The 24,355-nt window shown below is 69.7% G+C and carries 22 protein-coding genes and 1 pseudogene; 13 read left to right on the top strand and 10 right to left on the bottom strand.

Features of this window, described 5'->3' with window-relative positions; genetic code table 11:
* Positions 1–164: 164 nt before the first annotated feature.
* Genes AB8619_RS00115 through AB8619_RS00105 form a run of 3 tightly spaced genes read right to left on the bottom strand, consistent with a single transcriptional unit; the run spans position 165 to position 3,592 of the window.
* Positions 165–1,370, bottom strand: a complete 1,206-nt coding sequence (locus tag AB8619_RS00115) for an acetyl-CoA C-acetyltransferase (RefSeq protein ID WP_436794448.1) — start codon at positions 1,368–1,370, stop codon at positions 165–167.
* A 53-nt stretch (positions 1,371–1,423) separates the two neighbouring features.
* Positions 1,424–2,626 carry a PP2C family protein-serine/threonine phosphatase gene (locus AB8619_RS00110; RefSeq protein ID WP_436794447.1) on the bottom strand — a complete coding sequence of 401 codons (1,203 nt, stop codon included), beginning with the start codon at positions 2,624–2,626 and terminating at the stop codon, positions 1,424–1,426.
* Positions 2,627–2,665: 39 nt separating this feature from the next.
* On the bottom strand, positions 2,666–3,592 hold the full coding sequence (locus tag AB8619_RS00105; RefSeq protein ID WP_436794446.1) for an MBL fold metallo-hydrolase: 927 nt from the start codon (positions 3,590–3,592) through the stop codon (positions 2,666–2,668).
* A 41-nt stretch (positions 3,593–3,633) separates the two neighbouring features.
* On the opposite strand from AB8619_RS00105, the gene xseA reads away from it, so the two are divergent.
* Together xseA and xseB are read left to right on the top strand one after the other, a co-directional pair.
* The gene (gene xseA, locus AB8619_RS00100) at positions 3,634–4,977 is read left to right on the top strand and encodes an exodeoxyribonuclease VII large subunit (RefSeq protein ID WP_436794445.1); all 1,344 of its coding nucleotides are present in this window, start codon (positions 3,634–3,636) and stop codon (positions 4,975–4,977) included.
* Positions 4,974–5,198 (top strand): exodeoxyribonuclease VII small subunit, encoded by a 225-nt coding sequence (gene xseB, locus AB8619_RS00095; protein ID WP_436794444.1) that lies wholly within the window; start codon positions 4,974–4,976, stop codon positions 5,196–5,198. Before xseA ends, xseB begins: the two co-directional genes overlap by 4 nt.
* Positions 5,199–5,217: 19 nt before the next feature.
* Here the strand turns inward: xseB and AB8619_RS00090 are convergent, their stop codons facing one another.
* A complete protein-coding gene (locus tag AB8619_RS00090; RefSeq protein ID WP_436794443.1) occupies positions 5,218–6,393 on the bottom strand; it encodes a hypothetical protein in 1,176 nt (391 codons plus the stop codon).
* 106 nt (positions 6,394–6,499) lie between these two features.
* Here AB8619_RS00090 and AB8619_RS00085 point away from each other — a divergent pair, with 106 nt between their 5' ends.
* The 5 genes from AB8619_RS00085 to AB8619_RS00065 all read left to right on the top strand — a co-directional run bounded on the left by AB8619_RS00085 (position 6,500) and on the right by AB8619_RS00065 (position 12,249).
* The gene (locus AB8619_RS00085) at positions 6,500–7,576 is read left to right on the top strand and encodes a polyprenyl synthetase family protein (RefSeq protein WP_436794442.1); all 1,077 of its coding nucleotides are present in this window, start codon (positions 6,500–6,502) and stop codon (positions 7,574–7,576) included.
* A 13-nt stretch (positions 7,577–7,589) separates the two neighbouring features.
* Positions 7,590–9,068 carry a phytoene desaturase family protein gene (gene crtI / locus AB8619_RS00080; RefSeq protein WP_436794441.1) on the top strand — a complete coding sequence of 493 codons (1,479 nt, stop codon included), beginning with the start codon at positions 7,590–7,592 and terminating at the stop codon, positions 9,066–9,068.
* Entirely contained in the window at positions 9,065–9,925 is an 861-nt protein-coding gene (locus AB8619_RS00075) for a phytoene/squalene synthase family protein (RefSeq protein WP_436794440.1), read from the top strand. The genes crtI and AB8619_RS00075 overlap by 4 nt, the downstream gene beginning before the upstream one ends.
* Before the next feature lie 70 nt (positions 9,926–9,995).
* Positions 9,996–10,763, top strand: coding sequence for a carotenoid biosynthesis protein (locus tag AB8619_RS00070; protein ID WP_436794439.1), 768 nt, complete (start codon positions 9,996–9,998; stop codon positions 10,761–10,763).
* A complete protein-coding gene (locus AB8619_RS00065; RefSeq protein WP_436794438.1) occupies positions 10,756–12,249 on the top strand; it encodes a phytoene desaturase family protein in 1,494 nt (497 codons plus the stop codon). Before AB8619_RS00070 ends, AB8619_RS00065 begins: the two co-directional genes overlap by 8 nt.
* A gap of 604 nt (positions 12,250–12,853) precedes the next feature.
* Here AB8619_RS00065 and AB8619_RS00060 read toward each other — a convergent pair.
* Positions 12,854–16,072, bottom strand: coding sequence for a glycoside hydrolase family 2 TIM barrel-domain containing protein (locus AB8619_RS00060; RefSeq protein WP_436794437.1), 3,219 nt, complete (start codon positions 16,070–16,072; stop codon positions 12,854–12,856).
* A gap of 24 nt (positions 16,073–16,096) precedes the next feature.
* Between AB8619_RS00060 and AB8619_RS00055 the strand changes: the two genes are divergently transcribed.
* On the top strand, positions 16,097–17,203 hold the full coding sequence (locus AB8619_RS00055) for a glycosyltransferase (protein WP_436794436.1): 1,107 nt from the start codon (positions 16,097–16,099) through the stop codon (positions 17,201–17,203).
* Here AB8619_RS00055 and AB8619_RS00050 read toward each other — a convergent pair.
* A complete protein-coding gene (locus AB8619_RS00050; RefSeq protein ID WP_436794435.1) occupies positions 17,188–17,787 on the bottom strand; it encodes a glycerol-3-phosphate acyltransferase in 600 nt (199 codons plus the stop codon). The two genes, AB8619_RS00055 and AB8619_RS00050, sit on opposite strands and share 16 nt — an antisense overlap.
* A gap of 49 nt (positions 17,788–17,836) precedes the next feature.
* On the opposite strand from AB8619_RS00050, the gene AB8619_RS00045 reads away from it, so the two are divergent.
* The 4 genes from AB8619_RS00045 to AB8619_RS00030 are packed head-to-tail and all read left to right on the top strand — an operon-like array spanning position 17,837 to position 19,977.
* Positions 17,837–18,334: an RNA polymerase sigma factor gene (locus tag AB8619_RS00045; protein WP_436794434.1), complete on the top strand. Its 498-nt coding sequence runs from the start codon at positions 17,837–17,839 to the stop codon at positions 18,332–18,334.
* Entirely contained in the window at positions 18,327–18,935 is a 609-nt protein-coding gene (locus AB8619_RS00040) for a hypothetical protein (protein ID WP_436794433.1), read from the top strand. The genes AB8619_RS00045 and AB8619_RS00040 overlap by 8 nt, the downstream gene beginning before the upstream one ends.
* Positions 18,932–19,417: a hypothetical protein gene (locus AB8619_RS00035; RefSeq protein ID WP_436794432.1), complete on the top strand. Its 486-nt coding sequence runs from the start codon at positions 18,932–18,934 to the stop codon at positions 19,415–19,417. Before AB8619_RS00040 ends, AB8619_RS00035 begins: the two co-directional genes overlap by 4 nt.
* A complete protein-coding gene (locus AB8619_RS00030; protein WP_436794431.1) occupies positions 19,414–19,977 on the top strand; it encodes a carboxymuconolactone decarboxylase family protein in 564 nt (187 codons plus the stop codon). The genes AB8619_RS00035 and AB8619_RS00030 overlap by 4 nt, the downstream gene beginning before the upstream one ends.
* On the opposite strand, the gene AB8619_RS00025 is transcribed toward AB8619_RS00030, so the two are convergent.
* The 4 genes from AB8619_RS00025 to AB8619_RS00010 all read right to left on the bottom strand — a co-directional run bounded on the left by AB8619_RS00025 (position 19,974) and on the right by AB8619_RS00010 (position 22,394).
* Entirely contained in the window at positions 19,974–20,591 is a 618-nt protein-coding gene (locus tag AB8619_RS00025) for a hypothetical protein (RefSeq protein ID WP_436794430.1), read from the bottom strand. The two genes, AB8619_RS00030 and AB8619_RS00025, sit on opposite strands and share 4 nt — an antisense overlap.
* Positions 20,592–21,247: 656 nt before the next feature.
* Positions 21,248–21,730, bottom strand: a complete 483-nt coding sequence (locus tag AB8619_RS00020) for a sterol desaturase family protein (protein WP_436794429.1) — start codon at positions 21,728–21,730, stop codon at positions 21,248–21,250.
* Positions 21,727–22,083, bottom strand: coding sequence for a lycopene cyclase domain-containing protein (locus tag AB8619_RS00015; protein ID WP_436794428.1), 357 nt, complete (start codon positions 22,081–22,083; stop codon positions 21,727–21,729). The genes AB8619_RS00020 and AB8619_RS00015 overlap by 4 nt, the downstream gene beginning before the upstream one ends.
* Positions 22,083–22,394, bottom strand: a complete 312-nt coding sequence (locus tag AB8619_RS00010) for a lycopene cyclase domain-containing protein (RefSeq protein WP_436794427.1) — start codon at positions 22,392–22,394, stop codon at positions 22,083–22,085. Before AB8619_RS00010 ends, AB8619_RS00015 begins: the two co-directional genes overlap by 1 nt.
* Before the next feature lie 176 nt (positions 22,395–22,570).
* Between AB8619_RS00010 and AB8619_RS00005 the strand changes: the two are divergent.
* Positions 22,571–24,274: pseudogene (locus tag AB8619_RS00005) on the top strand (PAS domain S-box protein); the annotation flags it as partial.
* Positions 24,275–24,355: the final 81 nt, after the last annotated feature.

Raw genomic sequence — 24,355 nt, 5'->3', positions numbered from 1 at the left:
CTCCCGACGCATTCGTCGGTCCACCTGGGCACCGATTCGTTGACGATTCGTCGCCCAGGGCCGGGATCCGAGCGGGATGCTGGTCCGGTGCGGGGACGCGAAACGCCCCCGTCCGGAGACCGGACGGGGGCGTCGGAACCGGCGCTCGAGGCGACGGTGCGCGATCAGCTGAGGCGCTGGACGATCATCGCCATGCCCTGGCCGCCGCCGACACACATGGACTCGAGACCGAACTCCTTGTCGTCGTCCTCGAGGACGTTCAGGAGCGTGGTCATGATCCGGGCGCCGGTCATGCCGAAGGGGTGGCCGAGCGCGATGGCCCCACCGTTGACGTTGAGCTTGTCGAGGTCGATGCCGAGGTGCTTCGCCGACGGCAGGACCTGCGCGGCGAACGCCTCGTTGATCTCGACCCGGTCGATGTCGGCCATCGTCATGCCGGCGCGCTCGAGCGCCTGGCGGCAGGCGCCGACCGGGCCCATGCCCATGATCTCGGGGTTGAGGCCGGTGACGCCGGAGCTGACGATGCGGGCCAGCGGCTTGATGCCGAGTTCCTTGGCCTTGGTGTCGCTCATGACCACCACGGCAGCGGCGCCGTCGTTGAGCGGGCACGCGTTGCCGGCCGTGATCGAGCCGTCGGGGCGGAAGACGGGCTTGAGCCCGGCGAGCTTCTCGACCGTCGTGCCGTCGCGGGGACCATCGTCCTTCGACACGACCGTGCCGTCGGGGAGGGTGTAGGCGGTGATCTCACGGTCGAAGAAGCCGTTGTTCTGGGCGGCGACGGCACGCTGCTGCGAGCGGGCACCCCACTCGTCCATCTCCTCGCGGGTGACGCCTTCGGCCTGGACGACGTTCTCGGCCGTCTGACCCATGGCGATGTAGATGTCCGGGAGACCGGCAGGCGGGGCCCACTTCTCGGCGCCACCAGCGGCACGCTCGGCGGTGCGGGCCTCGGCCTCGCTGAACGCCTCGTTGTGCGGGCCGGTGTCCGATGCGCCGTGCAGGTAACGCGACACCGTCTCGACGCCGGCGGAGATGAACACGTCGCCCTCGCCGGCCTTGATGGCGTGAGCCGCCATGCGGATGGTCTGGAGCGACGAGGAGCAGTAGCGGTTGACGGTGACGCCGGGGACGTCGTCGAGGCCGGCCATGAGGGCAGCGACGCGGGCCAGGTTGTAACCGGCCTCGCCGGCGGGCTGGCCACAGCCCAGCATCACGTCTTCGACGAGCGTGGGATCGAGGTCCGGAACCTTGCTCAGGACATCCTTGAGGACGAACGAGGTGAGGTCGTCCGGGCGGGCATCGACGAGCGAGCCCTTGTTGGCCCGACCGATCGGGGTGCGGGACGTGGCGACGATGACGGCTTCGGGCATCTCAAGGCTCCTGTGGCTGACGGCGATGTTCGGTGCTTCTTCCTAGCATCCGACTACTGATCGGTAACCACCGAAGCGTCACCCGAGCGACGGACGACGACGACGGCGATGTCGTCCTCGCTGGTCGTCCACTCGACCATGCGCGCCACCAGCTGCAACGCGAACGCATCCGGGTCGACACCTGCGGCACCGATCTCGCCGATCACCGTGGAGAGCAGGTCGAGACCGTCGAGGACCGAACTCCCCCGCCGCTCGAACAGCCCGTCGGTGAACGCGACCAACGTCTCCCCCGGCTCGAGAACATCGGTGACGGTGCGATCCTCGGCTCCGAGGCCCAAGCCGATGAGCGGGGCCGTCGACTCCAGTTCGCGCACCGTTCCGTCGACGCCGACGACGACGGGCGGCGGATGCCCGGCGATCAGATAGCGGAACGTTCCGTGCTCGCCGAAGCGGACGAGGGCGATGGTCGCGTACTGCGACTGAGCCTGCGCCAGGGTCCGGAGCGACCCTGTCATCCGTCGGAGCGTGAGTCCGGCGGCGGCGTTGGCACGGATCGCCCACTGCATCTGCCCCATCGCGGCGACGGCTGCGGCTCCGTGACCGGTGACGTCACCCACGACGACGAGCGTCTGGTCGTCATCGGTGCTGACGACGTCGATCCAGTCGCCCCCGACGAGCTGACCGTCCGCCGGCCGATAGGCGCTCCCGAACTCCAGCTCGCCGACCCTCGGCGGCACCTCTGGGCTGAGCCCGGCCTGCAGTTCGAGGAGGGCCTCTCTGTCGACCAGCGGCCGGAGGCGCAGTTCGGTCACGTCGTCCTGCGTGGCCACGTAGTGCGTGGGAGCGCCGGTCTCGTCGCGCAGCGCCGAGATGCGCCACGACATCACGAACGGCGTGCCGTCAGCCCGATAGTTGATCGCCTCGCCCTCGAAGTCCTGGTCGCGCTCGAGCAGCGACCGGAGTTCGTCCAGCACCGCTCGGTCCGTGGCCGGCCCCTGGAGGAATCGGGGATTCTCCCCGAGCACCTCGGCCGCTGCGTAGCCCGTGGTCCGCTCGAACGCCTCGTTGACCCAGAGGATCCGCGGGCCCGGCGCGTCGAGGTCCGCGTCGGTGAGCATCATCGAGGTCCGCGACGCCTGTGCCACCCGAGCGAGGAGTTGCAGGTCGACGCCCGACGGTCCCGACGACCCGCCGGTGACCGCTCGTCCGAACTGCCGGACGGCCTCGATCAGCGTGGGGCGGAGATCCGTCGGCACGATCGCATGGTGACAGATCGTTGCGAACGGGACCGAGTGTCAGTGCGGGTGGGAGTGCCCCGTCGCCCGCGTGTCGAGCCAGCGCGCGAGACCCTGCGCGTTCGAGTGGACGCCGGACAACGTCTCGAGGCGTTCGCGGGCGACCGGGTCCATGTCGACGTCGTCCGACACGCCGAACGCCGCTTCGAGCGCGTCGGTGATGTCGCGGTCCTCGTGCCAGGCGCGCTCAGCGACCTCCGCCCACCGGCGCAGCGTGTCCTCGGCCTCGACGAGGATCTCCCCGGGGTCCGGGACCAGCCCGTAGTGGGCCAGCGCGATGCCCGACGGCGAGCGATCGGCGAACTTGTGCAGCGAGGCGATGGCCTGGTCGAGATCGAAGTCCGGCGGCGGCGTCGCGGGACGCAGGATCCCGACGTCCGGGAGCCGCACACCGACGGCATCGCCGGCGAAGAGCAGACCCGACTCCGAGTCGTGCAACGCGAGGTGGTGCTTGGCGTGGCCAGGTGAGTCGACCGTCGTCAACGAGCGGTTCGACGAGATCTCGATGTCCTCCCCGTCCTCGAGCACGTGAATCCGCGCGGCGTCGGTCGGGTCGAGGCGTCCATAGAGCGAATCGAGGAGATCGCCGTAGACCATGGCCGCCGAGTTCACGAGCTTGGTGGGGTCGGCGAGGTGTCGTGCCCCGCGTTCGTGCACGTAGACGGTCGCGTTCGGGAACGCCCGGGCGACGTCGCCCACCCCGCCGGCGTGGTCGAGGTGGATGTGGGTCACCACGATCCCGGCCAGGTCGTCGGGGCCCACCCCCAATGTGTCGAGTTCCGCGAGGAGCGTGTCGACGGACGACTGCGATCCGGTCTCGACGAGCACTGGGGCCTCACCCTCGACCAGGAAACCGGCGGTGACCCGCTCCCATCCACCGAGCAACGTGTCGATCTGCACGACCCCGGGTGCGATGCGTTCCGACATGCGTGCGCTCCTGTCCCAGCAACGGCGGTACCTTCGGCTGCGTGGCGGAACCTAGTCCCACGTTCTCCGTCTCGGAGTTGGCCGACACGATCGGCGCGCGGTTGCGCTCGGCGTTCCCGGACGAGATCTGGGTACGCGGCGAGATCCTGAACCTGTCTCGCGCGCCGTCGGGACACGTCTACTTCTCCCTCGCTGACGACGGCGGCGGCCCAGACAACGTCGGCGGTCCGGCGCAGCTGTCGGTGATGCTCCGCTCGCGGGACAAGGAGCGCGTCAACCGACTGTTGATGAAGGCCGGCGGCAACGTCCGCATGACCGACGGCACCGACGTGCGCATCCGCGGTCGACTCGACTGGTATGCCCCGCGGGGCCAACTCCAGTTCCGCATGGTCTCGATCGACCCGGCGTTCACGCTGGGACAGCTGGCCGCCGCACGCGCCGAACTCCTCGAGCGGCTGCGGGCCGAGGGCCTGATCGGGCGCAACCGTTCGATCCCCATGCCGCTCCTCCCGTTGCGGATCGGCGTCGTCACCTCGTCGGGGAGTGCAGCCGAAGCCGACGTGCTCGACGAACTCGACCGGTCGGGGTTCGCGTTCCACGTCCGAGTCGCCGACGTGCGGGTCCAGGGACCCGAGGCGGCCGGGTCGATCGCCGGCGCCATCCGTTGGTTCGCGGATCGCGACGCTGCGGCGGCCTACGACGTCTTGATCGTGGCTCGGGGCGGCGGCGCGACGACCGACCTCGCAGCGTTCGACCACGAACTGGTCGCCCGGGCCGTGGCCGAGTCGCCGATCCCCGTGATCACCGGCGTGGGCCACGAGACCGACCGCACCGTCGTCGACGACGTCGGCCACACGGCGGCGAAGACCCCGACGGCGGCGGCCCAGGTGGTCGTCTCGATCGTGGCCGCAGCCCGGGATCGAGCCGAGGCGACGTTCGCGTCGATCGTCGCCATCGCCGACGGCTCGCTGCGACGCGAGGCCGAGCATCTCGATCGACTCGCCGCCCGCGCCTCGACCGGAGCGATCGGCGCCACCCGCACCGAGCAGTCCAGGATCGGGCACCTGGCCGAACGCCTCGCCCGGGCCAGCAGCACACGGCTCGACCGCGGGCTCGGCGTGCTCGACGGATGCGACCGACGTCTCCGTTCGGCTTCTCGCCGTGCCGTGGACGACGCCGAACGACGCCTCGCGCACCTGGCCGGGCGCACCGCTGCCGTCGACCCGGTCCGGGCCCTGGCTCGCGGCTGGTCGATCACGCGGACGGCCGACGGGTCGGTGCTACGTTCCGCCGCCGATGCGCCACCGGGGTCGGACCTGGTGACCACCCTCGCCGACGGCACCGTGCGATCGACCGTCGGCCCCTCCGACGGAGACACGACATGACCCACGCTCTCGACCCCGTCCCCACCGGCTACGCCGAGGCCATCGAGGAGTTGGAGTCGATCCTGCGCGAGATCGAGGACGATGACGTCGACGTCGACCTCCTGGCCGAACGGGTGTCGCGAGCCGCAGGCCTGATCGAGTTCTGCCGGGACCGCATCGTGGCCGCCCGTGCCGCGGTCGACGACGCGACGGCGACACCCGACGACGCCGACGACGACTGACGACGACTGACCGCTCGCGTCAGCGCAGGACGATCGAGCGCAGCAGCTCGACCAGTTGGCGCGGGTTCGCTCCACGGATCTCCACGAAGCTGGTCTCCGTCATCCGCGCTCGGATCGCCGACACCCGGAAGTCGGGGTCGAACCACGTCTCCTCGAATCCGTCGATCTCGACGAGGACGGCGCCGCCGCCGTCGAGGTCTGCCGGCCCACCGACCGTGATCTCGGCGACCTCGATCAGGTCGACGCCGTCGGAGTAGAAGCGGACGGTCTCCGACGCCCCGGTCGATCCTGCGTCCGACGTGCTGGTCCGGAACACCGTCCCGTCCAGGGTGTACGAGTCCGGGAGGACGATGTCGGTACGCAGGCGAGCGATCGTCTCCTCGTCGGCCGCCACGGCGATGGTCGACAGGAGGGCGTCGAATCCCTCGACGTCGGTGACCTGGGGTTCGGGGTCGAACACGGCCGGGGCGACGTCCGGGTCGATCTCGACCGATGCCGCCGTGCGTTCCGACACCACGTTGTCGCCGATCGTCCAGCGTTCGTGCAGCACCAACCCCCGGCCGTCGATGCAGACCTCGGTGCGTTCGTCACCCGGGGCCGTGACCGATCCACTCGTGAGCGGAGCACCGGTCACGAACACCGTGCACGGCGTCCCCAGATGTTCGTCCTCGCCGAGTTCCTCGGCGAACCCCAGGGCGATCATCGTCGCCATCGCCGTCAGCGGGTGCTGGTCGAAGGCCGCTCGGTGGAGCTCGGGTTGTATGCCGAACCAGGCCTCGCGATCGACCAGGTAGGTGTAGAGGCGGGTGGTCGAGGTCGCGGTCCCACTGACCACGACGCCGTCGCGATCCCCGACCACCAGCGACGAGTAGGGCCGCTGCACCGTCCAGGTCTCGCGACGCTCGAGCGCGTTCTCGACGATGTCGTAGACGATCCGATAGGACGCCGGCCGATCCTCGGCGAACGGCTCGACCGTCAACGCAGCCAGGTCGACCGGCTCCGGAGGGGGTTCGGTCGTCGAGGTCGTCGCGGCGGTCGTCGTCGGCGCGAGCGACGTCGGCGCGGGGGTCGGGTCGTCGTCGCCCGACATCGCGACCAAGGCGATGATCCCGGCGCAGACCACGAACGCGCCGACGAGGGGAATCGCCGCCGGGATCCGCCACTGGCGCGCGACTCGATCCGGGCGTTGAGACATCCCGCAAGCTTGCCAGCCACGTAGACGGGACATGACCCAGCCATCGGGGCGATCCGGCCTCCGCCTGCGACCCGACCGTCACATCCCCGTAGGCTCCACCACCATCATGGCTGTCCCTCCGATCAGCAACGCCGTCGCCGTTCCGCCCAGCCTGGCCCAGGTCGCGGCGCTCGTCGAAGAGCGACTCACCACGGTGCTCGACGAGGAGACCGAGCGGTGGACGTCCATGACCCCCGACCTCGCCGCACCACTCGACGCCCTGCGGGCCCTGGTCATGGCCGGCGGGAAACGACTTCGCCCGGCCTTCTGTTACTGGGGCTTCGTGGGCGCCGGCGGCGACCCCGACGACCCCGTCGTCATCGACGCCGGTGCCGCGTTCGAGTTCCTGCAGGCGTTCGCGCTCGTGCACGACGACGTCATGGACGGTTCGTCGACCCGACGCGGTTTCCGCACCGCACATCTGGCGTTCGGTGACCGCCACCAGACCGAGGTGTGGCGCGGCGAGCGTCGACGCTTCGGTGAGGGCGTCGCCATCCTCATCGGCGATCTGGCCCACGTGTACGCCGACCTCCTGCTCCGGTCCGCACCCCCCGCCGTGCTCGGCGTGTGGGACGAGCTCCGCATCGAGCTCAACATCGGCCAGTACCTCGACATCCTCGGCACCGCGCGCGGCGACATCGACCCCGAGGCGGCGCGGCGCATCGCCCGCTACAAGTCCGGCAAGTACACCATCGAGCGGCCGCTGCACGTCGGTGCCGCGGTGGCTGGTCGCTACGACGAACTCCAGGCTCCCCTGTCCGCTTACGGCGATCCGCTCGGCGAGGCGTTCCAGCTCCGCGACGACATCCTCGGGGCGTTCGGCGAGTCGACGATGACGGGCAAGCCCGTCGGCGACGACCTCCGCGAAGGCAAGCCGACACCGCTTCTCGCCATCGCGACCCAACAGGCCGACGCCGCCCAGGCCGACGAGTTGCGTCGCATCGGCGCCGAGGACCTCACCGACGACGAGATCGCGTCGATCCAAGGCGTGCTCATCGCCACCGGCGCCGTCGAGGTCATCGAGGACGACATCCAGCGACTCACCGACGGCGCGCTCGAAGCCATCGCCGACGCACCGATCATCCCCGAGGCCAAGGACGCGCTGATCGACCTGGCGCGCTTCGTCGCCTGGCGCGAGTCCTAGTCCCGTGCGCGTCGTGGTCGTCGGTGCGGGCCTCGGCGGACTGAGCGCCGCGGCGCACCTGCGAGGCCGCGGTCACGACGTGTTGGTCGTCGAGCGAGCCCTCGGCCCCGGCGGACGCAACGGCCTGCTCGAGCTCGGCGGCTACCGCTTCGACACCGGCCCGACCGTCTTCACCATGCCCGACCTGCTGCGCGAGTCGTTCGACGCGCTCGGCGTCGAGATGGACGACTTCGTCACCCTGAAGCCGGTCGATCCGATGTACCGGGCCACGTACCACGACGGTTCCGAACTCCGGGTTTGGCACGGCCGCGAGCGGATGAGCCGGGAGATCCGCGAGGTCTGCGGCCCGGACGCAGCGGTGCAGTTCGGGCGGTTCGCCGACTGGCTCCGCGAGCTGTACGAGATCGAGCACGATCGCTTCATCGACGCCAACTTCGACTCGCCCCTCGACCTCGCCTGGCCGATCGGCCCCGCCCTTCGGCTCCTCAAGCACGGCGGCTTCGGCAAACTCGCCAAGCGGGTCGGTTCCTACTTCGACGACCACCGGCTCCAGAAGATCTTCAGCTTCCAGTCGATGTACGCCGGCCTCGCGCCGTACGAGGCACTCGCCCTCTACTGCGTGATCACCTACATGGACTCGATCGAGGGCGTCTACTTCCCCGAAGGCGGGATGCACGCGGTGCCGCTCGCGATGGCCGAGGCGCTGGAGAAGTCGGGGGTCGAACTCCGGTACGGCGTCGACGTCGACCGCATCGTGCTCGCCGACGGGTCGAGCGGACGGGTGCGAGGCATCCGGGACTCCGAGGGCACGTTCATCGAAGCCGACGCCGTGGTCTGCAACCCCGATCTGCCCGTCGCGTACCGCACACTGCTGCCGGGACTGAAGCAACCCTTCGCCACACGCCACGGCCACTACTCCCCGTCGTGCGCGCTGTGGCACGTCGGCGTGAAGGGGACCATGCCGTCCGACGTCGCCCACCACAACATCCACTTCGGCGAACAGTGGGACGAGTCGTTCCGCGACCTGCTCCACCGTGGCCAGTTGATGGGCGACCCGTCGATCCTCGTCACGGTCCACAGCCTCGACGAGCCGTCGCTCGTGCCCGACCGTGGCGACGGAGCCGACCGCCACTCGCTCTACGTGCTCGAACCCGCCCCGAACCTCGACGGCTCGATCGACTGGTCGCGTGAGCGCGACCGCCTCCACGCCTCGCTGCAGTCACGGGTCGCCGCGCACGGGTACCCGATGGACATCGAGGTCGAGGCCTTCGTCGATCCCAGCGACTGGGAGGCGCAGGGCATGGAGCGAGGCACGCCGTTCGCGCTGTCGCACAAGTTCCGCCAGACCGGCCCCTTCCGTCCCAACAACGTGACCAAGCACGCGCCCGGGCTGGTGTTCGTCGGCTCCGGCACCGTGCCCGGCGTCGGCGTCCCGATGGTCCTCATCTCCGGCAAGCTCGCCGCCGAACGCGTCGACGAGCTCGACCGATGAGCGATCGCGTCACGCTCGAGGCGAGCTACGAGCACTGCCGGAAGCTCAACAAGGCCAACGGCACCACCTACTACTGGTCGACGACGGTCTTGCCGAAGGTCAAGCGCCACCACGTCCATGCCCTCTACGGGTTCTGCCGATACGCCGACGACATCGTCGACGAGTTGGGCGACACCCCGACCGAGGTGCGAGCCAAGGCCCTGGCCGACTTCGGCGACCAGTTCTTCCGCGACCTCGAAGCCGGCGACTCGGACGACCTCGTGCTCAAGGCCATGGTCCACACGGTGCGGGCGTTCCGCATCGATCCCGACTGCGTGCGACGGTTCCTCCACTCGATGACGATGGACCTCACCGTCGAGACGTACGAGGCCTACGACGACCTCCTCGGCTACATGGACGGGTCCGCCGCGGTCATCGGCGAGATGATGCTGCCGATCCTCGAGCCCCTGGACCCGGCTGCGACCGAGCCGGCTCGCGACCTGGGCAACGCGTTCCAGCTCACCAACTTCCTGCGCGACGTCGACGAAGACCTCGATCGGAACCGGATCTACATCCCCCAGGAGGACATCCGCCGATTCGGCGCCGAATCGGCGTTCGTCGACCGGGTGGCGACGCCGGAGTTCCTGGCGTTGATGCGCTTCGAGATCGACCGCACCCGCGAGCTCTACCGCCGAGCCGACGCCGGCCTCGAGCTCCTGCCCGGCCGGTCCGGTCGGTGCGTCGGAGCGGCGCGGTTGTTGTACGCCCGCATCCTCGACGAGATCGAGGCCGTGGACCTCGACGTCTTCTCCACCCGCGCTCGCGTCCCCACCTGGCAGAAGGTCACCACCGCCGGCCGCGCCCTCCTGTTCGGGTGACCGCCCCCACCCCCCGTGTTCTGGGTGCATGATGGGGATCCTGACTGGCAGATCGCGCACCCAGAACGAGATGGGGACGCTGGTGGCGGGGGGAGCCGCCATGGCGTTCGGGGTCATGGCGCTGAGCCAGATCGCCATCCCGCTGACCGACGACCGAGCGACGACCGAGTGGTTGTCGTCGCTGGTGGTGACGGCGTTCTTCGCGACGTCGCTGCTGCTCGTCGTGCACCACTGGGGACCGCGCCGGGCGCTCCTGAGTGCCGGGTTCGTCGTGGTGGCGACGCTGCTCGTCGAACGGATCGGCAGCACCACCGGGTTCCCGTTCGGTGAATACGACTACTCCGGGGCGCTGGAACCGACGGTCGGGTCCGTGCCGGTCATCGTGCCGCTGGCGTGGTTCGCCATGGGTGTTCCCGCCCTCGAGGTCGGGCACCGGGTCGCCCGCTCACGGGCTGGCGCCGTCGTCGTCGGGGCCATCGCCCTGACGGCATGGGACCTGTTCCTCGATCCGCAGATGGTCGACAACGATTACTGGCACTGGGCGGCCGACGGCGCGTACGACGGCATCCCGCTGTCCAACTATCTCGGGTGGCTCGGGGTCGGGGTGGTGGTGCTCGCGGTCGTCGATCGCCTTCGGCCGACCGACGAACCGGTCAGCACGCCACTCGTGGCGCTGTACACATGGTGGGCCGTCATGAACACCATCGGGTTCGTGGTGTTCTTCGACAAGCCGTTCGTCGGCCTCGTCGGCGGGATCGGCATGTGCTCCGTTGCCGCAGTCGCATGGTTGGGGTCACGACTCGGCCGAGCAGGTGTCCGCGAGGTCGCCCGTGGCTGAGGTCGTCGTCGTCGGTGCTGGCGTCGGCGGCCTCTCGGCAGCAATCCGCGTCGCTGCCGCCGGTCACGACGTCACGGTCGTCGAGCGGCTCGCGCACGTCGGCGGCAAGCTCGACGAGCGCAGCGCCGACGGCTTCACGTGGGAGACGGGGCCGTCGCTCCTGACGTTGCCCGCCGTGTTCCGCGACCTCGCCGCCGTCGCCGGTCGTGACCTCGACGAGCTCGTCGACCTCATCCGTCTCGATCCGATCTGTCGCTACCGCTTCGTCGACGGAACGGGCTTCGACCATCGAGCCGACCTCGACGCGGCCGCTGCCGAGGCCGAGGCCCTGGCCCCCGGCGCCGGCCGTCAGTGGCGGGAGTACCTCGACGGCGCGGAGACCGTCTGGGACACCTCGGAGCGCACCTTCTTCGCCGGGCCGATGGCGTCGCCCATCGCGCTGCTCCGCCGGATGCGGTCACCGCGAGATCTCGTCGACATCGACCCGTTGCGCACCCTCCATTCGCGCGCCGAGGCCACCTTCGACGATGCACGGCTCGTCCGGTGGGCCGACCGCTACGCCACGTACTCGGGGTCGTCGCCCTTCCGCGCACCAGCGACGCTGCGCTGCATCCCGCACCTCGAACAAGACCTCGGCGCGTGGTACGTCCGCGGCGGGCTGGGGCGTCTCGCGCTGGCGCTCGGCGACCTGGCGACCGACGTCGGTGTCGACATCCGTACCGGGTGCGACGTCGAGGAGATCACCCACGCCGGCGATCGAGCGACCGGTGTGCGCCTGGTCGACGGCGAACGCATCCATGGCGACGCGGTGATCGCCAACGCCGACGCGCTGCACCTGTACCGCGACCTGCTCCCCCACCCGCGTGCACGACGGCGAGCCGAACGGACCGAACGTTCGTCGTCCGGCTTCGTGCTCCTCCTCGGCGTCGAGGGCCGGACCGACGACCTGGCGCACCACAACGTCTCGTTCTCCGGCGACTACCGCGCCGAGTTCACCTCACTCTTCGACACCCACACACCCATCGCCGATCCCACGATCTACGTGGCCGCCTCGTCGGTCACCGACCCGTCGCAGGCGCCGGCCGGGCACGAGAACTGGTTCGTCCTCGTCAATGCACCCTCGTTCTCGACGCAGGAGGCGTCGGGGGCCGACGCTCACGACGTCGAGAACGGGTGGGATGGGTACGGGGACCACGTGCTCGGGGTCATGGCCGAGCGCGGTTGGGACCTGTCCGGCCGCATCGTCCATCGCAGCGAGATCACGCCGGTCGACATCGCTGAACGATTCCGGACGCCCGGCGGGTCGATCTACGGCACCTCGTCCAACGGTGCGATGGCCGCGTTCCTGCGACCCGGGAACCGCGGACCGATCGACGGCCTCTACGTGTGCGGCGGCAGCAGCCACCCGGGCGGCGGCCTCCCGCTCGTCGCGATCAGCGGGAAGATCGCTGCCGACCTCTGCCTCGCCGACCTGCCCGAGCGCTGAGGCAGTCGGGGCGGCTCCGACGGATCTACGTCGGTGACGCGATGCGCGATTCGGACTCCACGCCTCGTCTGTACCCGAGCACGTACAGCCCGGCCCCTACGTTGAGGAGAACGGCGACAAGCCCCCACCGGACATCAGCTGTGGTCGTCGCCCGAGCGATGTAGATGGCAGCCGAGGTCAAGCCTATTGCGGCGTAGAGCAGGCGTCGCCGGTGGAAGACGTACCCGGCGGAGAGACTTGCGACGGTGAGCAGAACCTGCGATACGAGTATTTCCATGTGAATGACCTCTCTACGTACATCCCAGGGTACTGATCGATCCGAGAGGGCGCGGATACGTGCCGATCGCGCGGGCCGGCATCGAAACCAGGCCGCCACAGAACAACCGGGTAGGCGCGTTCGGTACCGCTGCTCCCTCGCGGGTCCGCCGAAGATCTAGCAGTCGGTCCGGATCGGCGAGGGCGACTCGTTCTTCGTCGTCTGGGTTGCATCAGCGCGACTCAGACGACGAAGAATCGGTCGACCGCTCCAGATGCCGCTCGATGGCGGTACCTGCGTGCAGTTGTCGGAGCGACACCCGTCGCCGAAGAACGGGAGCGACGTCGCTCAGGTGCTGGTGCGAAGCGAGCGGGCGAGGGCCGCAGGGTCGTCGGAGGCGGTGATCGCTCGCAACGCGTACGACCACCGGGCGGGTCCGCCGGTGACGCGATAGGGCGGGAGGGTGTCCGGTCCGCACGCCCCCGTGCCGAGACCACGCTGCAGAACGTCGACGTGCACCTCGACCGCGTCGCTCGTGCCGAGGTCGGCGAGGGTCGTGGCGGCGTAGAGGTCGTCGTCGTGGTGGTCTCGGGCGGTGAACCCGAACGGGTCGAGCGCGTTCGTCGACGACACCAACAGGCCCGTGCCGCCGGCATCGGTCAGCGTGAACCAGCGGGTGTCGGTGTGGTTGCCGTGTTCCTGCGGCAGCACGTAGGGGACGTACTGCTCGGCGACCGTCGACTGCCAACGCCCCAACTGCTCGCTCGTCTCGCGGTCGACATAGGTCTCGAGCGGACCGCGCCCGTACCACTCGAGTCGATCGAACTCGGACGGCACCTCGAAGCGCGAGCCGATGCGTGGCAGGTCGTCGAGGGTCGTCGGGAGCGTCAGTTCCTCGTCGATCACGATCGCACCGTTCGGGTGGATCCGGACCTGCTGGCGGTGGTCGGCGACGTCGCCCGAACCCGGCAGTCGCAGCCGTCGACGCAAGGTCACCAGGACCGACCCGTCGGCCTGCGCCCGGCGACGAGCGCTCACCGGTTCGACTTCGACCCGGTCGAGACCGAGCGCCAACCAGCCCTCGAGTGCGCCCGCCTCGAGGCCCTCGTCGAGGCGACGGCCGTCGTTCTCGGTCGGTGCACGCCACAGCGATGCGGTCGGGGGCGTGGCCAGCAGCGGCCGTCCGCCGAGCTCGATGCTCGAGAGGTTCGCCGCCGACTCGTCCCAGCGGACGACGAGGTCGCCGACCGTCGCCTCGCCCGGTGACGCGTGGACCTCGGTCGACGCTCCGCTGGCCGGCGCGGCGATCGCGGTCTGACGGGTCCGGGGAAGGTCGAACTGCTGCCAGGCGACGCGATGCCCCGCCGGCGCCCAGGGTTCGGCGTCGGTGACGACGCAGCGGAGGTCGAGGTGCGCCTCGGCGCCTTCAGGGACGTCGACGGTCGGCAGGCCGAGTTCGAGCGTCGCCTCGAAGCCACCCGGGAGATCGGGGAGGTCGAACGTCCCGGACTCGACGACCGCGCCGTCGACCCGTACGTCGAACTCGCCGGTCAGCCACGACACGTCGCGCCAGTCCTGGAGGTTCACCACGACGAGGCGGCCACGTCGCAGGTCACTGGGACGGAAGCGGACCGGCGCACCCAGGTACGCATGCTCGACGAGAGCCGGCTTCGGCGCCCGGTCTGGCCAGGTGAGGCCGTTGCAGCAGAACGTCGCGTCGTTGGGTTCGTCGCCGAAGTGACCGCCGTAGGCCCAGTACTCGGTGCCGTCGGCGTCATGCCGGCGCAGGCCCTGGTCGGCCCAGTCCCAGATGAACCCGCCCTGGAGCCCGGGCGTGGTCTCGATCACGGCCCAGTAGTCGGCGAGGCTCCCGTTGGAGTTGCCCATGGCGTGGCTGTACTCGCACATGATCAGCGGCCGTTGCTCGTCGCTGTCGGCCGTGCGCTCGGCCCAGTTCGAGATCGTGTCGATGGCCGGATACATCGGGCAGATGAGGTCGGTGGCCGACCCCGCGTCGCCGGGGTCGGTGGTCCCGAAGAACACCGGATGGCACGCGCCCTCGTAGTGGACGATGCGGGTCGGATCGGTGCGGCGGATCCAGGCAGCCGCTGCGTCGTGGACGGCGCCGTATCCGGACTCGTTGCCGAGCGAGAAGGCGAAGATCGAGGGGTGGTTCCGGTCGCGAGCGACCATGCGCCGGATCCGGTCGAAGATGGCGTTCGTGAAGCGCGGGTCGTCGCACAGGCTCTGGAGACGGGCATGGGTCTCGACGTCGGCCTCGTCGATGACCCACAGGCCGTACTCGTCGCACAGGTCGAGGAAGCGTGGGTCGTTCGGGTAGTGCGCGGTCCGCACGGCGTTGACGTTGTGCTGCTTCATCAGCACCACGTCGCGCCGCATCGACTCGACGCTGACCGTCTTGCCGGTGTCGGGGTCGTGGTCGTGGCGGTTCACGCCGCGGATGATCACGGGATACCCGTTGAGCAGCAGCTCGCGGTCGACCACCTCGACCCGCCGGAAGCCGACCCGGACCGCGGTGGACTCGACCACCGCACCGGAACCGTCGACGAGGGTGACGACCACCGTGTAGCGCTGCGGGAGCTCGGACGACCAGGCGGCGACGTCGTCGATGGTCTCCGAGAACGAGGCAACCGGCCCGGGATACACGTAGGCCGAGATCATCTCGTGCACGGGCGAGTCGCGCCGGAACATCGGCACGTCGGCGCTGAGCGGTTGGTCGAAGACCGTGCTGCCGTCGGGGGCGACCACCGACACCTCGACGCGCCAACCCTTCTCGGGCGACCTCGCACCGACCTCCACCTCGGCCGAGAGCACGCCGGTCGTGAGATCGGCGTCGAGGGTCGCGTCGACCCGGACGTCGGCGAGGTGGGTGTGACCGGACGACTCGAGATACACCTCGCGATGGAGACCGGCCATCCACCAGTGGTCCTGGTCCTCGAGCCAACTCCCGTCGGACCAGCGGACGACGACCAGCGTCAGGGTGTTGGAACCGGTGCGCACGAACGGTGAGAGATCGAACTCCTGCGGCAGGCGGGAGTCCTTGCCCATGCCGACGGCCTCGCCGTTGCAGAAGACGTAGAGGCAGCTCTCGGCGCCGCCCACATGGAGCACCGTCCGGCGCGACTTCCAGCCACGCGGGAGCGTGAACGTCGTGCGGTGGACGCCGGTGGGGTTCGCGTCCGGCACCTCCGGCGGGTCGAGCGGGAAGGGCATCCGGACGTTGGTGTAGTGCGGGTGATCGTCGACGTCGGGGTCCATGGTCCAACAGCCGGGCACGGTCACCGACTGCCAGTCACCGTCGGCGGGAGCATCGGCCACGTCGTCCCAGGTGACCGCCTGCGGTCGGGGCGCCAGCCGGAAGTCCCAGTCACCGTCGAGGGAACGGAACCACGGCGATCGGTCGCGATCGAGTGCTGCGGCCGAGTCGTCGTCGGGGAAGCGATGGAACGTCGCCCGCATCGGGAGACGGTTCGTCGAGACCTGTTCCGGCCGTGTCCACGACCGGGGCCCGAAGACGTCGAGTGGACCCTGGACCGGAGAAGTCATCGGGTCGAACGTACCGTGTGGGTCGTGCCGCTGCTCCCCCGCCCCACGCTCGGCAGCGCGGCCCGTCTCGCACTCCTCGTCGTCGCCATCGCACGCATTGCACGGGGGGCGACCCGGTCCGATCCGATCGGTCGATCGCCGCGACCCGCCACCACCGACGGTCCCGCCGACCTCGGTAGCGACGTGACCATCGTGATCCCCGCACGCGACGAGGCCGACCGGATCGGGCCGTGCGTGCGGGCGCTCGCTCCCACCACCGCCACGATCCTCGTCGTCGACGACGGCTCGTCCGACGCGACGCGCGAGGTCGCCGAGGGCGCGGGCGCCACCGTCGTCTCGGCAGGACCGCTCCCTGACGGTTGGGCCGGCAAGGCCCATGCCCTCCAGGTCGGACTCGACATCGCCGCGACCGCCACCGTCGTCACCCTCGATGCCGACACGCGAGCGCACCCCGACTTCCTCCCGGCGATCATCAGCGCGTTGGGCGACCGGGCCATGGTCTCGGCCGGGGCACGGGTCGACGCCCCGATCGCCACAGGCCGCGCCGTCCATGCGTCGATGCTCGCCACCCTCGTCTACCGCTTCGGGCCCCCGGGGGTCCCGGCCAGGTCCGTCGAACGGGTGATGGCCAACGGTCAGTGCATGGCCTTCGATCGCGAGGCCCTGATACAGGCGGGAGGCTTCGCCCCCGTCGCAGGCAGCCTCACCGAGGACGTCGAACTGGCGCGCCACCTCGCGGCTGCCGGGCTCGACGTCGCGTTCGAGGACGCCACCTCGGTCCTCGACGTCGAGGGGTACGGCGGAGCTCGCGACACCGTCGACGGCTGGGGCCGGTCGCTGGCGCTGCGCGAGGTGACTTCGGCTCCGTGGATGGCCGCCGACCTCGCCGTGCTCTGGTCGACCATGGCCCTGCCAGTACCCCGACTGCTGGCCGGTCGTGGCGACATCATCGACGTCGCGGCGCTCGCCCTACGCCTGGGGGTCGCCGTCGCGACCCGGGGGGCGTTCCGCCAGCACGGGTGGCCGCTCCTCGCCGCCCCGCTCGCCGACCCGCTCGTTGCGCTCCGTGTCACCAGCGGAGCGATCCGACCGGCGACCGCCTGGCGTGGTCGGGACTACGCGGTGTCCTGATCTCGCTCTCGGGCCGCGGCCTGCGCGAACCGGAGTCCGATGATGCACATCAGCGCGCCGGTGGCGGCGACGTGCTCCTTCGAGTCGACCAACAACTGCGCGACCGGGAAGCCGAACACACCCACGCGCGCTGCGATGGCGAACGAACGTGTCGCTGCCCACACGATGGCCAACACGACGATGGCGATCGCGCCAGCGACCGGAGCCACGACGAGCATGCCGCCGACGAACGTCAGGATCGATCGTCCACCTCGGAAGCGAGCGAAGACGGGGTAGGCGTGGCCGATCATCGCCGCACCGACCGCGAGGTAGGCGATGCCCCAGGCAGAACCGCTCAGCGCCACCCCGACCCCGCCGGCCACCGCCCCCTTCAGGGTGTCGCCGACGAAGACCACGAGCCCGACATCGCGGCCCATCTGCTCCTTGACGTTCCAGTAGCCGGGGTTCCCGTCGCCGATCTCGCGTGGATCGAGCCACCGACGACCGGCCACGATCACCGCCACGGGGATCGACCCGAGCAGGTAGCCGGCGACCGCCGCGGCCACCACCGCTCCGATGCTCACACCTGCTGACGCGACGACCACGACACGGAGTCTGTTACACCTTGGCCCGCTCGGACGAAGAAGGGGCCAGATGGCAGTCGAGGTCGGTGCGTTGTACCGGGATCATGCGCCGCAGGTCTGGCGGTACGCCCGGACGCGCCTACCCACGGATGCCGACGCCGAGGACGTGACGAGTGAGGTGTTCACACGGGCCATGGGTTCACTCCACCGCTTCGATCCGGCGAAGGGCACCGAGGCGGCCTGGGTGCTCGGGATCGCCCGCAACGTCACCGCCGACTTCTGGCGACGGCGCAAGCCCGAGGACCCGACCGAGACGCCACCCGAGACCGGTCCGCAGGTGTGGTCCGACGTCGCGGCCGACGCGGCGGTCCGCCACGACGACGCCCGATCTCTGCTGGCACACCTCACCGTCCTCTCCGATCGGGAGCGCGAGGCGGTCGCCCTCCGGTTCGGCGCCGAACTCAGCTCGCCGGAGATCGGCGAGGCGATGGACATCTCTCCGACCGCGGCACGGATGCTCGTGCACCGTGGCGTCACGAAGCTCCGGGAGGTGATCGATCGTGGTTGACCCCGACGAGACCTTCGACCCCGCCGAAGTGACAGCCGCGGAACGACTCGACGCGCAGATCGACGCGATGCTCGGCGGGCACGCCCACACCGACACCGACCCCGAGGTGCTCCTGCTCGCGTCCGCCGTACGCACGGACCCGCCGCGGGCACTCGCTGCTCGGGTGGAGGGCGCCCACGAACGCTCGATGCGACGGCGGTGGCGGCCATTCCGCTACGCCGCCGGGGCCATGGCGTACCTGTTCATCTCCCAGGGATTCGGCAACCTCGTCTGGGGCGACTGGGTGGCCGAGGGCGTCGGCGACGACTTCAGTCCGCACCTCACTCGCGAGGGCGGCTACGCGCTCATCGCCGTCGGCCTCGCGGTGGCCACGGGCGCGCTGGTGCGTCGGATGGCGCCGGTCGCCGTGATCTCCGGCGTCCCCCTGGCGACCGCCCTCGGCATCTCCGGGGTCGGCGAGATCGGGGTCTTCACGGCCGGCGCGGTGCTCCACATCACCCAGGGCCTGGTCGGTCTCGCACTCGGCGTGACGTTCTGGCGGTACTGGCGTCCGGACCCCACGCGTGACACTTCGGACTCCGACGACGAAGAAGGGTCATGAACCGAACGATCACCTCCCGCATCGTGCCCACCTGGGTCCGCCTCGCGCTGGTCGCGCTCGCCGTCCCCAGCATCCTGACCGGTCTGTGGGCCGTGGTCTCGCCCCAGGGTTGGTTCGAGGACTTCCCGGGCTTCGACCCGCGCCTCGTCGCCGCCGAGCCCCCGTTCAACGAGCACCTGGCATCCGACGCCGGTGCCGGTCTGCTGGCGTCAGGCCTCGTGCTCCTCGTCGCCGCGGTGCTCGCCGACAGTCGATCGGTCCGCCTCGGTTTGATCGCCAACGCAGCGTTCGCCCTCCCGCACTCGCTGTGGCACACCTTCAACCCGTCCGAACCCCTGACCGACGGCCAGAACATCCAGAACGCCGGCCTCCTGCTGTTCAACGCCGCTGCCGCCATCGCGCTGTACGTGGCGGTGTCCCGTCACGACCGAGCACCGTCGCCCGACTCGACGCCGTCCGTCCGCGAGCAGGTGTCGGCATGAGGACCCTCCGCCAGCTCCGAGCCAACGTCGGCATCCTCTTCAAAGCCCGGCGCAACCGTCTCGACCTCGTGAAGGCCCTGGTCCGACGACCGCAGTTGGCGTTCGCGACGATCGTGTTCGAGATGGGCGTCGCCACCAGCGCGCGGGTCGACCCTCGGCTCAAGATCCTCGCCGAACTCAAGACGGCCTCGATCGTCGCGTGCGAGTACTGCCTCGACATCGGATCGGCCCTCGCCCGGCACGAAGGCCTGAGCGAGCGACAGCTGCGTGACCTGCCCGTGCACGCGACCAGCGACGCCTTCGACGACGAGGAACGGACGGTGCTCGACCTCGCCGAGGCACTGACCCGGGTCCCGTCGATCGTCGACGACGATCTCCGCGCTCGGGTCGATCAGCACCTCACGCCCGCGCAACAGACCGAGCTCATGGTGCTGATCGCGTGGGAGAACAAGCGAGCACGGCTCAACCAGGGCCTCGGCGTCCGACCCAGCGGGTTCAGCGACGGGGAGTTCTGTGCCCTGCCCCTGACCCCGTCGAGCACCCGGACGCCGTCGGGCTAGTCCGCCGGGCAGTCGGCCACCAGGACACCGTCCTCGAGCACGGTGGCGTCATCCGCCGAGGTCGACCGCAACTCGAACCCGGACCCGAACACCACGCCGGCGTCAGTGTCGTGGTGGATCCAGTCGCCGGGGGCCGGCCCGCCGCGCGACGGGGTCTGGAAGTCGGCGGCGCCCAGTGCGAGCGAGCCATCGATGCTGAAGATCTCGATGACGTGTTCCTCGTGGCCATCGACGACCTTGCTCACGAGGATGTTCACGCTGAGGTACCGATCGGCTTCGAGGTACGGCTCGGTGTCGCTCCCGGACAAGGCGAGTCGGCGGGTCGGGCCGCCGCCATCGGTGCCGACGAGACACTCGAACACCACGAACTCGAATCGCTCACCGCCGGCTTCGACGACCGCCGTCCCGGGTTCCACGGCGAAGGCGGGGCCGCTCTCGGCCAGGTCTGCGGACGACGTGGTCGATGATGGCGCCGACGTCGCAGCCGGCTGACCTCCGTCGTCATCCCCGGCGCATCCGGCGACAGCCAAGGCCGCGAGGACGACCATCCACCGTCGGTTCGACATCTCCCGAGTCTGCCTCGCACCGGAGAGGCCGTAGCGTTCGGGCTGCATGGTCGTCGCCTCGTTCCACCTGGTCCGCTTCGCCGGCGCCGACGTCGCCCGTCGGCTTGCGAGCGTGCCCCTCGACCGCCGCGCACTCGCGGCAACGCCCGGCGTGCGCTTCGGGAAGCTGCTCGGCACCGGACGCGGCCGGACGATGACGACGTCGGCCGACCTGACGCGCTGGGCCGTGTTCGCGGTCTGGGACGACGAGTCCGCGCTCCGGAGGTTCGAATCGGGAGCTTTCGCAGGACGATGGTCCCGAGCCGTCGAGCGGTACGACGTCACGATGACCCCGACCGGCGCACACGGCTCGTGGGACGGCGTCGACCCCCTCGCCGACGCTCCGGCCGCCGAGCCGGACGGGCTCCAAGGGCCCGTCGCCGTCGTCACGCGGGCGACCGTTCGCTGGCGCCGACTTCCCGCGTTCCTCCGTGCCGTGCCAGCAGTCGAACAGATCCTCGACGACGCGGGCGGCCTGCTGGCGGCGGTCGGCATCGGCGAGGTGCCCGTGGGCCGCCAGGCGACCTTCAGCTTGTGGAGCAACACAGACGCAGTACGCGACTTCGCGTATCGAGCGCGCCGAGCATCAGACGGTCGTCGACCGCACCCGGTCCGAGGCCTGGTACGGCGAGGAGTGGTTCGCGCGGTTCCGCCCCACCGCAGCGTCAGGGACGTGGGGCGACGTCGATCCGTTGGCTGGCGCGCTCGCGTAGGGATCTCGGCACGACGGGGAAGAGCATTCCGTAGGGCTCGCCGCCGTAACGGTGGTGCAGCGAGTGGGCGACGGCCAGCCGATCGAGCGAGCGACGAGCGCGACGAGCGCCGAGACGGCCGTGGATGTAGACGTCGTGCACATAGGCGTACGCCGCGCCGTACGCCGTCACGCCGACGCAGATCGGGAGCAGCACCGACCAGCCGTCGACGTTGAACCCGACGGCCAGCGCCACCATCGTCGTCGACGCGAAGATCAGCGGGAACACGTCGTTGGCCTCGAAGCGACCGTCGGTGTCGCGGGGTGCAGACCAGCGGCGATGGTGCGAGCGATGGAGGAACATGCCTGCGCCGTGGAAGACGAATCGATGGGCCAGGTAGGTCACCGGTTCCATCACGACGAACGCCACCACGGCCACGCCGACGGCACCGATCATCGGCCACCACCGTCCGACCGGGCCTCGGGTGCCCACGGGGCCGGATCGTCTTCGGTGTCCTGCCGGACCCACGCCAACAGCACGGCGGTGATCAGCGTGAAACCGAAGAAGAAGTCCTCGATCGGGATGTCCCACGGGAAACGCCACGGGGTCTTCTGGTCGGCGTCATAGGTGACGATCGGCGCCGAGAGCTTGGTGAGCCAACCGTTCACGAGGACCATGAAGAACAGGCAGATCGCCATCGTGTACCAGTACGACGGGCTCCGGAAGATCCCGGTGCGCAGCCAGCGCTTCTCGACCACCACGATGACGACAGCCGAGGCGAACGCCGGGATCGCGTACTCGAGGCTCATCAGCGGTCCAGGGTACGGCGGGAGGCCTCGAACGTCAGGAGCGCGCACACCGGGATCACGAGGAAGAACACGAACTCCTCGACCGGCAACGATCCCGGCAGTTCCCAGCCGGTGACGTAGCGGGCGTCGAAGGCCCAGTGGCCTCGGGCGATGGCGACGAGATCCCAGACGACGAAGACCGCCACCGGCACCACCATCGCCCGGAAGAGCCGCCGTGGGCGTCGATAGACGCGTGCGCGGAACACGAACTCGAGTGGCAGCGTCAGAGCGAGACATCCCGCCATGAGGCACAGGTACTGGAAGTGATCCATGGCGAACGTTGACGGTACCCTCGTCGCAGCCAGAGGGAGGCGCAGTGACAACTGAGGTCGAGGCGATCACCGACAAGGACGCTCTCGATCTGCTCGTAAAGCTGACCGCGTTCGGGCAGCGAATCGTGCTCGTGCGCAATCGACACCGCGAGACGGTGTACGTCAGCGAGAACGCCATGGAGATCACCGGTTGGTCGGCCGAGGAGTTCTCGCGCAACCTCTACTCGATCATCAACGATGATGACCTCCCTGCCGTTCTGGCGATGTCGCGAGCAATCCGCAGCGGACGTGCCACCGAACAACACCTCGCCGTGCGAGCGGCGATGAAGGACGGTCGGCCGATCGAATTCGACATGCAGGCGCTGAACCATCTCGACGACCCGGCGATCGCCGGCATGGTCGTGATCCTCACGCCACTGACACCGATCGTGAACCCCTCGAGTCGGTGGACCGCGCTGCTCGCGCTCACGAGCGAACTCCTGATCATCCAGCGCCTCGATGCTCCGACGCCGACCTTCGTCAGCCCGAGCTGCGAGAAGATCCTCGGTCACTCCGCCGAGACACTGCTCGAGATCTGGCGCGAGGTGGTCCATCCTGATGACACCGATTCGCTCCTCGAGACCTTCGACTCGGTGATGGCGGCTCCTGGCAGCGAAGCCAGGATCCGGTTGCGAGCGCGCCACGCCGATGGCCGCTGGCTCACCCTCGACGCCACGTTCGCCAACCACCTCGACGATGCGCTCATCGCCGGGCTGCTCTTCCGAGCTCGCGACATCTCGGACTTGGTCGAGAAGGAGGAGGCACTGGCCGAAGCCGCAAGTCGCTTCGAGGCGATCGTCACCGACGGACCCGGAACCGTCGTCGTGATCGACGACGAAGCGACGATCACCTTCGCTTCCTCCGGAATCACCCGACTGCTCGGGTTCGAGCCGAAGGACCTGGACGGCGTCAACAGCTTCGACCTCGTCCATCCCGACGACCTCGACATCGCGCATGTGCAGTTCGACCAACTCCTCGCCGGCACGTCACTCGTCGACCTGACCGTGCGGTTCCGGCACGCCGACGGTCACCACGAATGGCTCGGGGTCACGGCGAAGAACCGTCTGGACGATCCCGCGCTCCGGTCTGTGGTGGTGTCGCTCCGGAGTCGCAGCGGCGAGGACGAGGCCGAGAAGCGGCTCCGGAGACTCCTGCGCGACGCCTCCGGAGCCACCTTCGTCATCACGTCCGGGAACCGGGTCTCGTGGACCACACCCGGGATCGAGCGGTTCATCGGCGGACACCGGGTCTTCGACGAGGCGACGATCGCCGCCGTCATCGAGGAGGGCGACCGCGCTCTGGCCGCGGCCAAACATCGTGAGGTGTTCCACGGGGGACCCGGCGCCTCGGTGCGATTCCTGTGTCGTGTCGGACCCGGACCCGACCGGCCCTGGGTCGACGTCACCGCAACCAACGCCATCGACGATCCCACGGTCGGCGGGTTGATCGTCAACTTCCACGAGGTCGACGACGCCGTGCGCGCCGGCGAGACCGGCAACCGCCTCACCGAGGTGCTCGAGAACACCACGGACTACGTCAGCATCTTCGACGGCGAGCTCAGCCTGATCTGGCGGAACTCCGCCGCGACGGCGGTGTTCGGCCCCGCACCCGCTCCCGTCGAGCACGTGCTCGAGATGATCCCGGCAGCGGCACGGGCGACGGTCCTGCACGCCGTCCTCCCCGATCTCGAGTCGGTCGGGTCGTGGCGCGGCGAGCTCGAGCTGGAACGGGCGGACGGGACGTTGACGCCGGTCGAGGTCACGATCCTCGTCCATGACAGCGCCGGCGGCGGCCGGTTCTTCTCGATGATGGGACGCGACATCACCGACAGAAAGCGTCTGGAGTCCCGGCTCGAGGCTCGGGCGCGACACGACCAGCTGACCGGGCTCCCGAACCGGTTGTTCCTGTCGGAGCGCCTCGAG

The sequence above is a fragment of the Actinospongiicola halichondriae genome (assembly GCF_049103745.1).
Classification (GTDB): Bacteria; Actinomycetota; Acidimicrobiia; order Acidimicrobiales; family Salinilacustritrichaceae; genus Salinilacustrithrix; species Salinilacustrithrix halichondriae.
This window is presented reverse-complemented; position numbering and strand designations above follow the sequence as displayed.

Coding starts and splice junctions, on each gene's coding strand:
- AB8619_RS00105 (WP_436794446.1), bottom strand. CDS start 3,592: ATGTCGGAACGCATCGCACCCGGGGTCGTGCAGATCGACACGTTGCTC.
- AB8619_RS00090 (WP_436794443.1), bottom strand. CDS start 6,393: ATGTCTCAACGCCCGGATCGAGTCGCGCGCCAGTGGCGGATCCCGGCG.
- AB8619_RS00115 (WP_436794448.1), bottom strand. CDS start 1,370: ATGCCCGAAGCCGTCATCGTCGCCACGTCCCGCACCCCGATCGGTCGG.
- AB8619_RS00085 (WP_436794442.1), top strand. CDS start 6,500: ATGGCTGTCCCTCCGATCAGCAACGCCGTCGCCGTTCCGCCCAGCCTG.
- AB8619_RS00020 (WP_436794429.1), bottom strand. CDS start 21,730: ATGATCGGTGCCGTCGGCGTGGCCGTGGTGGCGTTCGTCGTGATGGAA.
- AB8619_RS00025 (WP_436794430.1), bottom strand. CDS start 20,591: ATGCAGCCCGAACGCTACGGCCTCTCCGGTGCGAGGCAGACTCGGGAG.
- AB8619_RS00070 (WP_436794439.1), top strand. CDS start 9,996: ATGGGGACGCTGGTGGCGGGGGGAGCCGCCATGGCGTTCGGGGTCATG.
- AB8619_RS00015 (WP_436794428.1), bottom strand. CDS start 22,083: ATGAGCCTCGAGTACGCGATCCCGGCGTTCGCCTCGGCTGTCGTCATC.
- AB8619_RS00060 (WP_436794437.1), bottom strand. CDS start 16,072: ATGACTTCTCCGGTCCAGGGTCCACTCGACGTCTTCGGGCCCCGGTCG.
- xseB (WP_436794444.1), top strand. CDS start 4,974: ATGACCCACGCTCTCGACCCCGTCCCCACCGGCTACGCCGAGGCCATC.
- AB8619_RS00010 (WP_436794427.1), bottom strand. CDS start 22,394: ATGGATCACTTCCAGTACCTGTGCCTCATGGCGGGATGTCTCGCTCTG.
- AB8619_RS00045 (WP_436794434.1), top strand. CDS start 17,837: ATGGCAGTCGAGGTCGGTGCGTTGTACCGGGATCATGCGCCGCAGGTC.
- AB8619_RS00030 (WP_436794431.1), top strand. CDS start 19,414: ATGAGGACCCTCCGCCAGCTCCGAGCCAACGTCGGCATCCTCTTCAAA.
- AB8619_RS00035 (WP_436794432.1), top strand. CDS start 18,932: ATGAACCGAACGATCACCTCCCGCATCGTGCCCACCTGGGTCCGCCTC.
- AB8619_RS00075 (WP_436794440.1), top strand. CDS start 9,065: ATGAGCGATCGCGTCACGCTCGAGGCGAGCTACGAGCACTGCCGGAAG.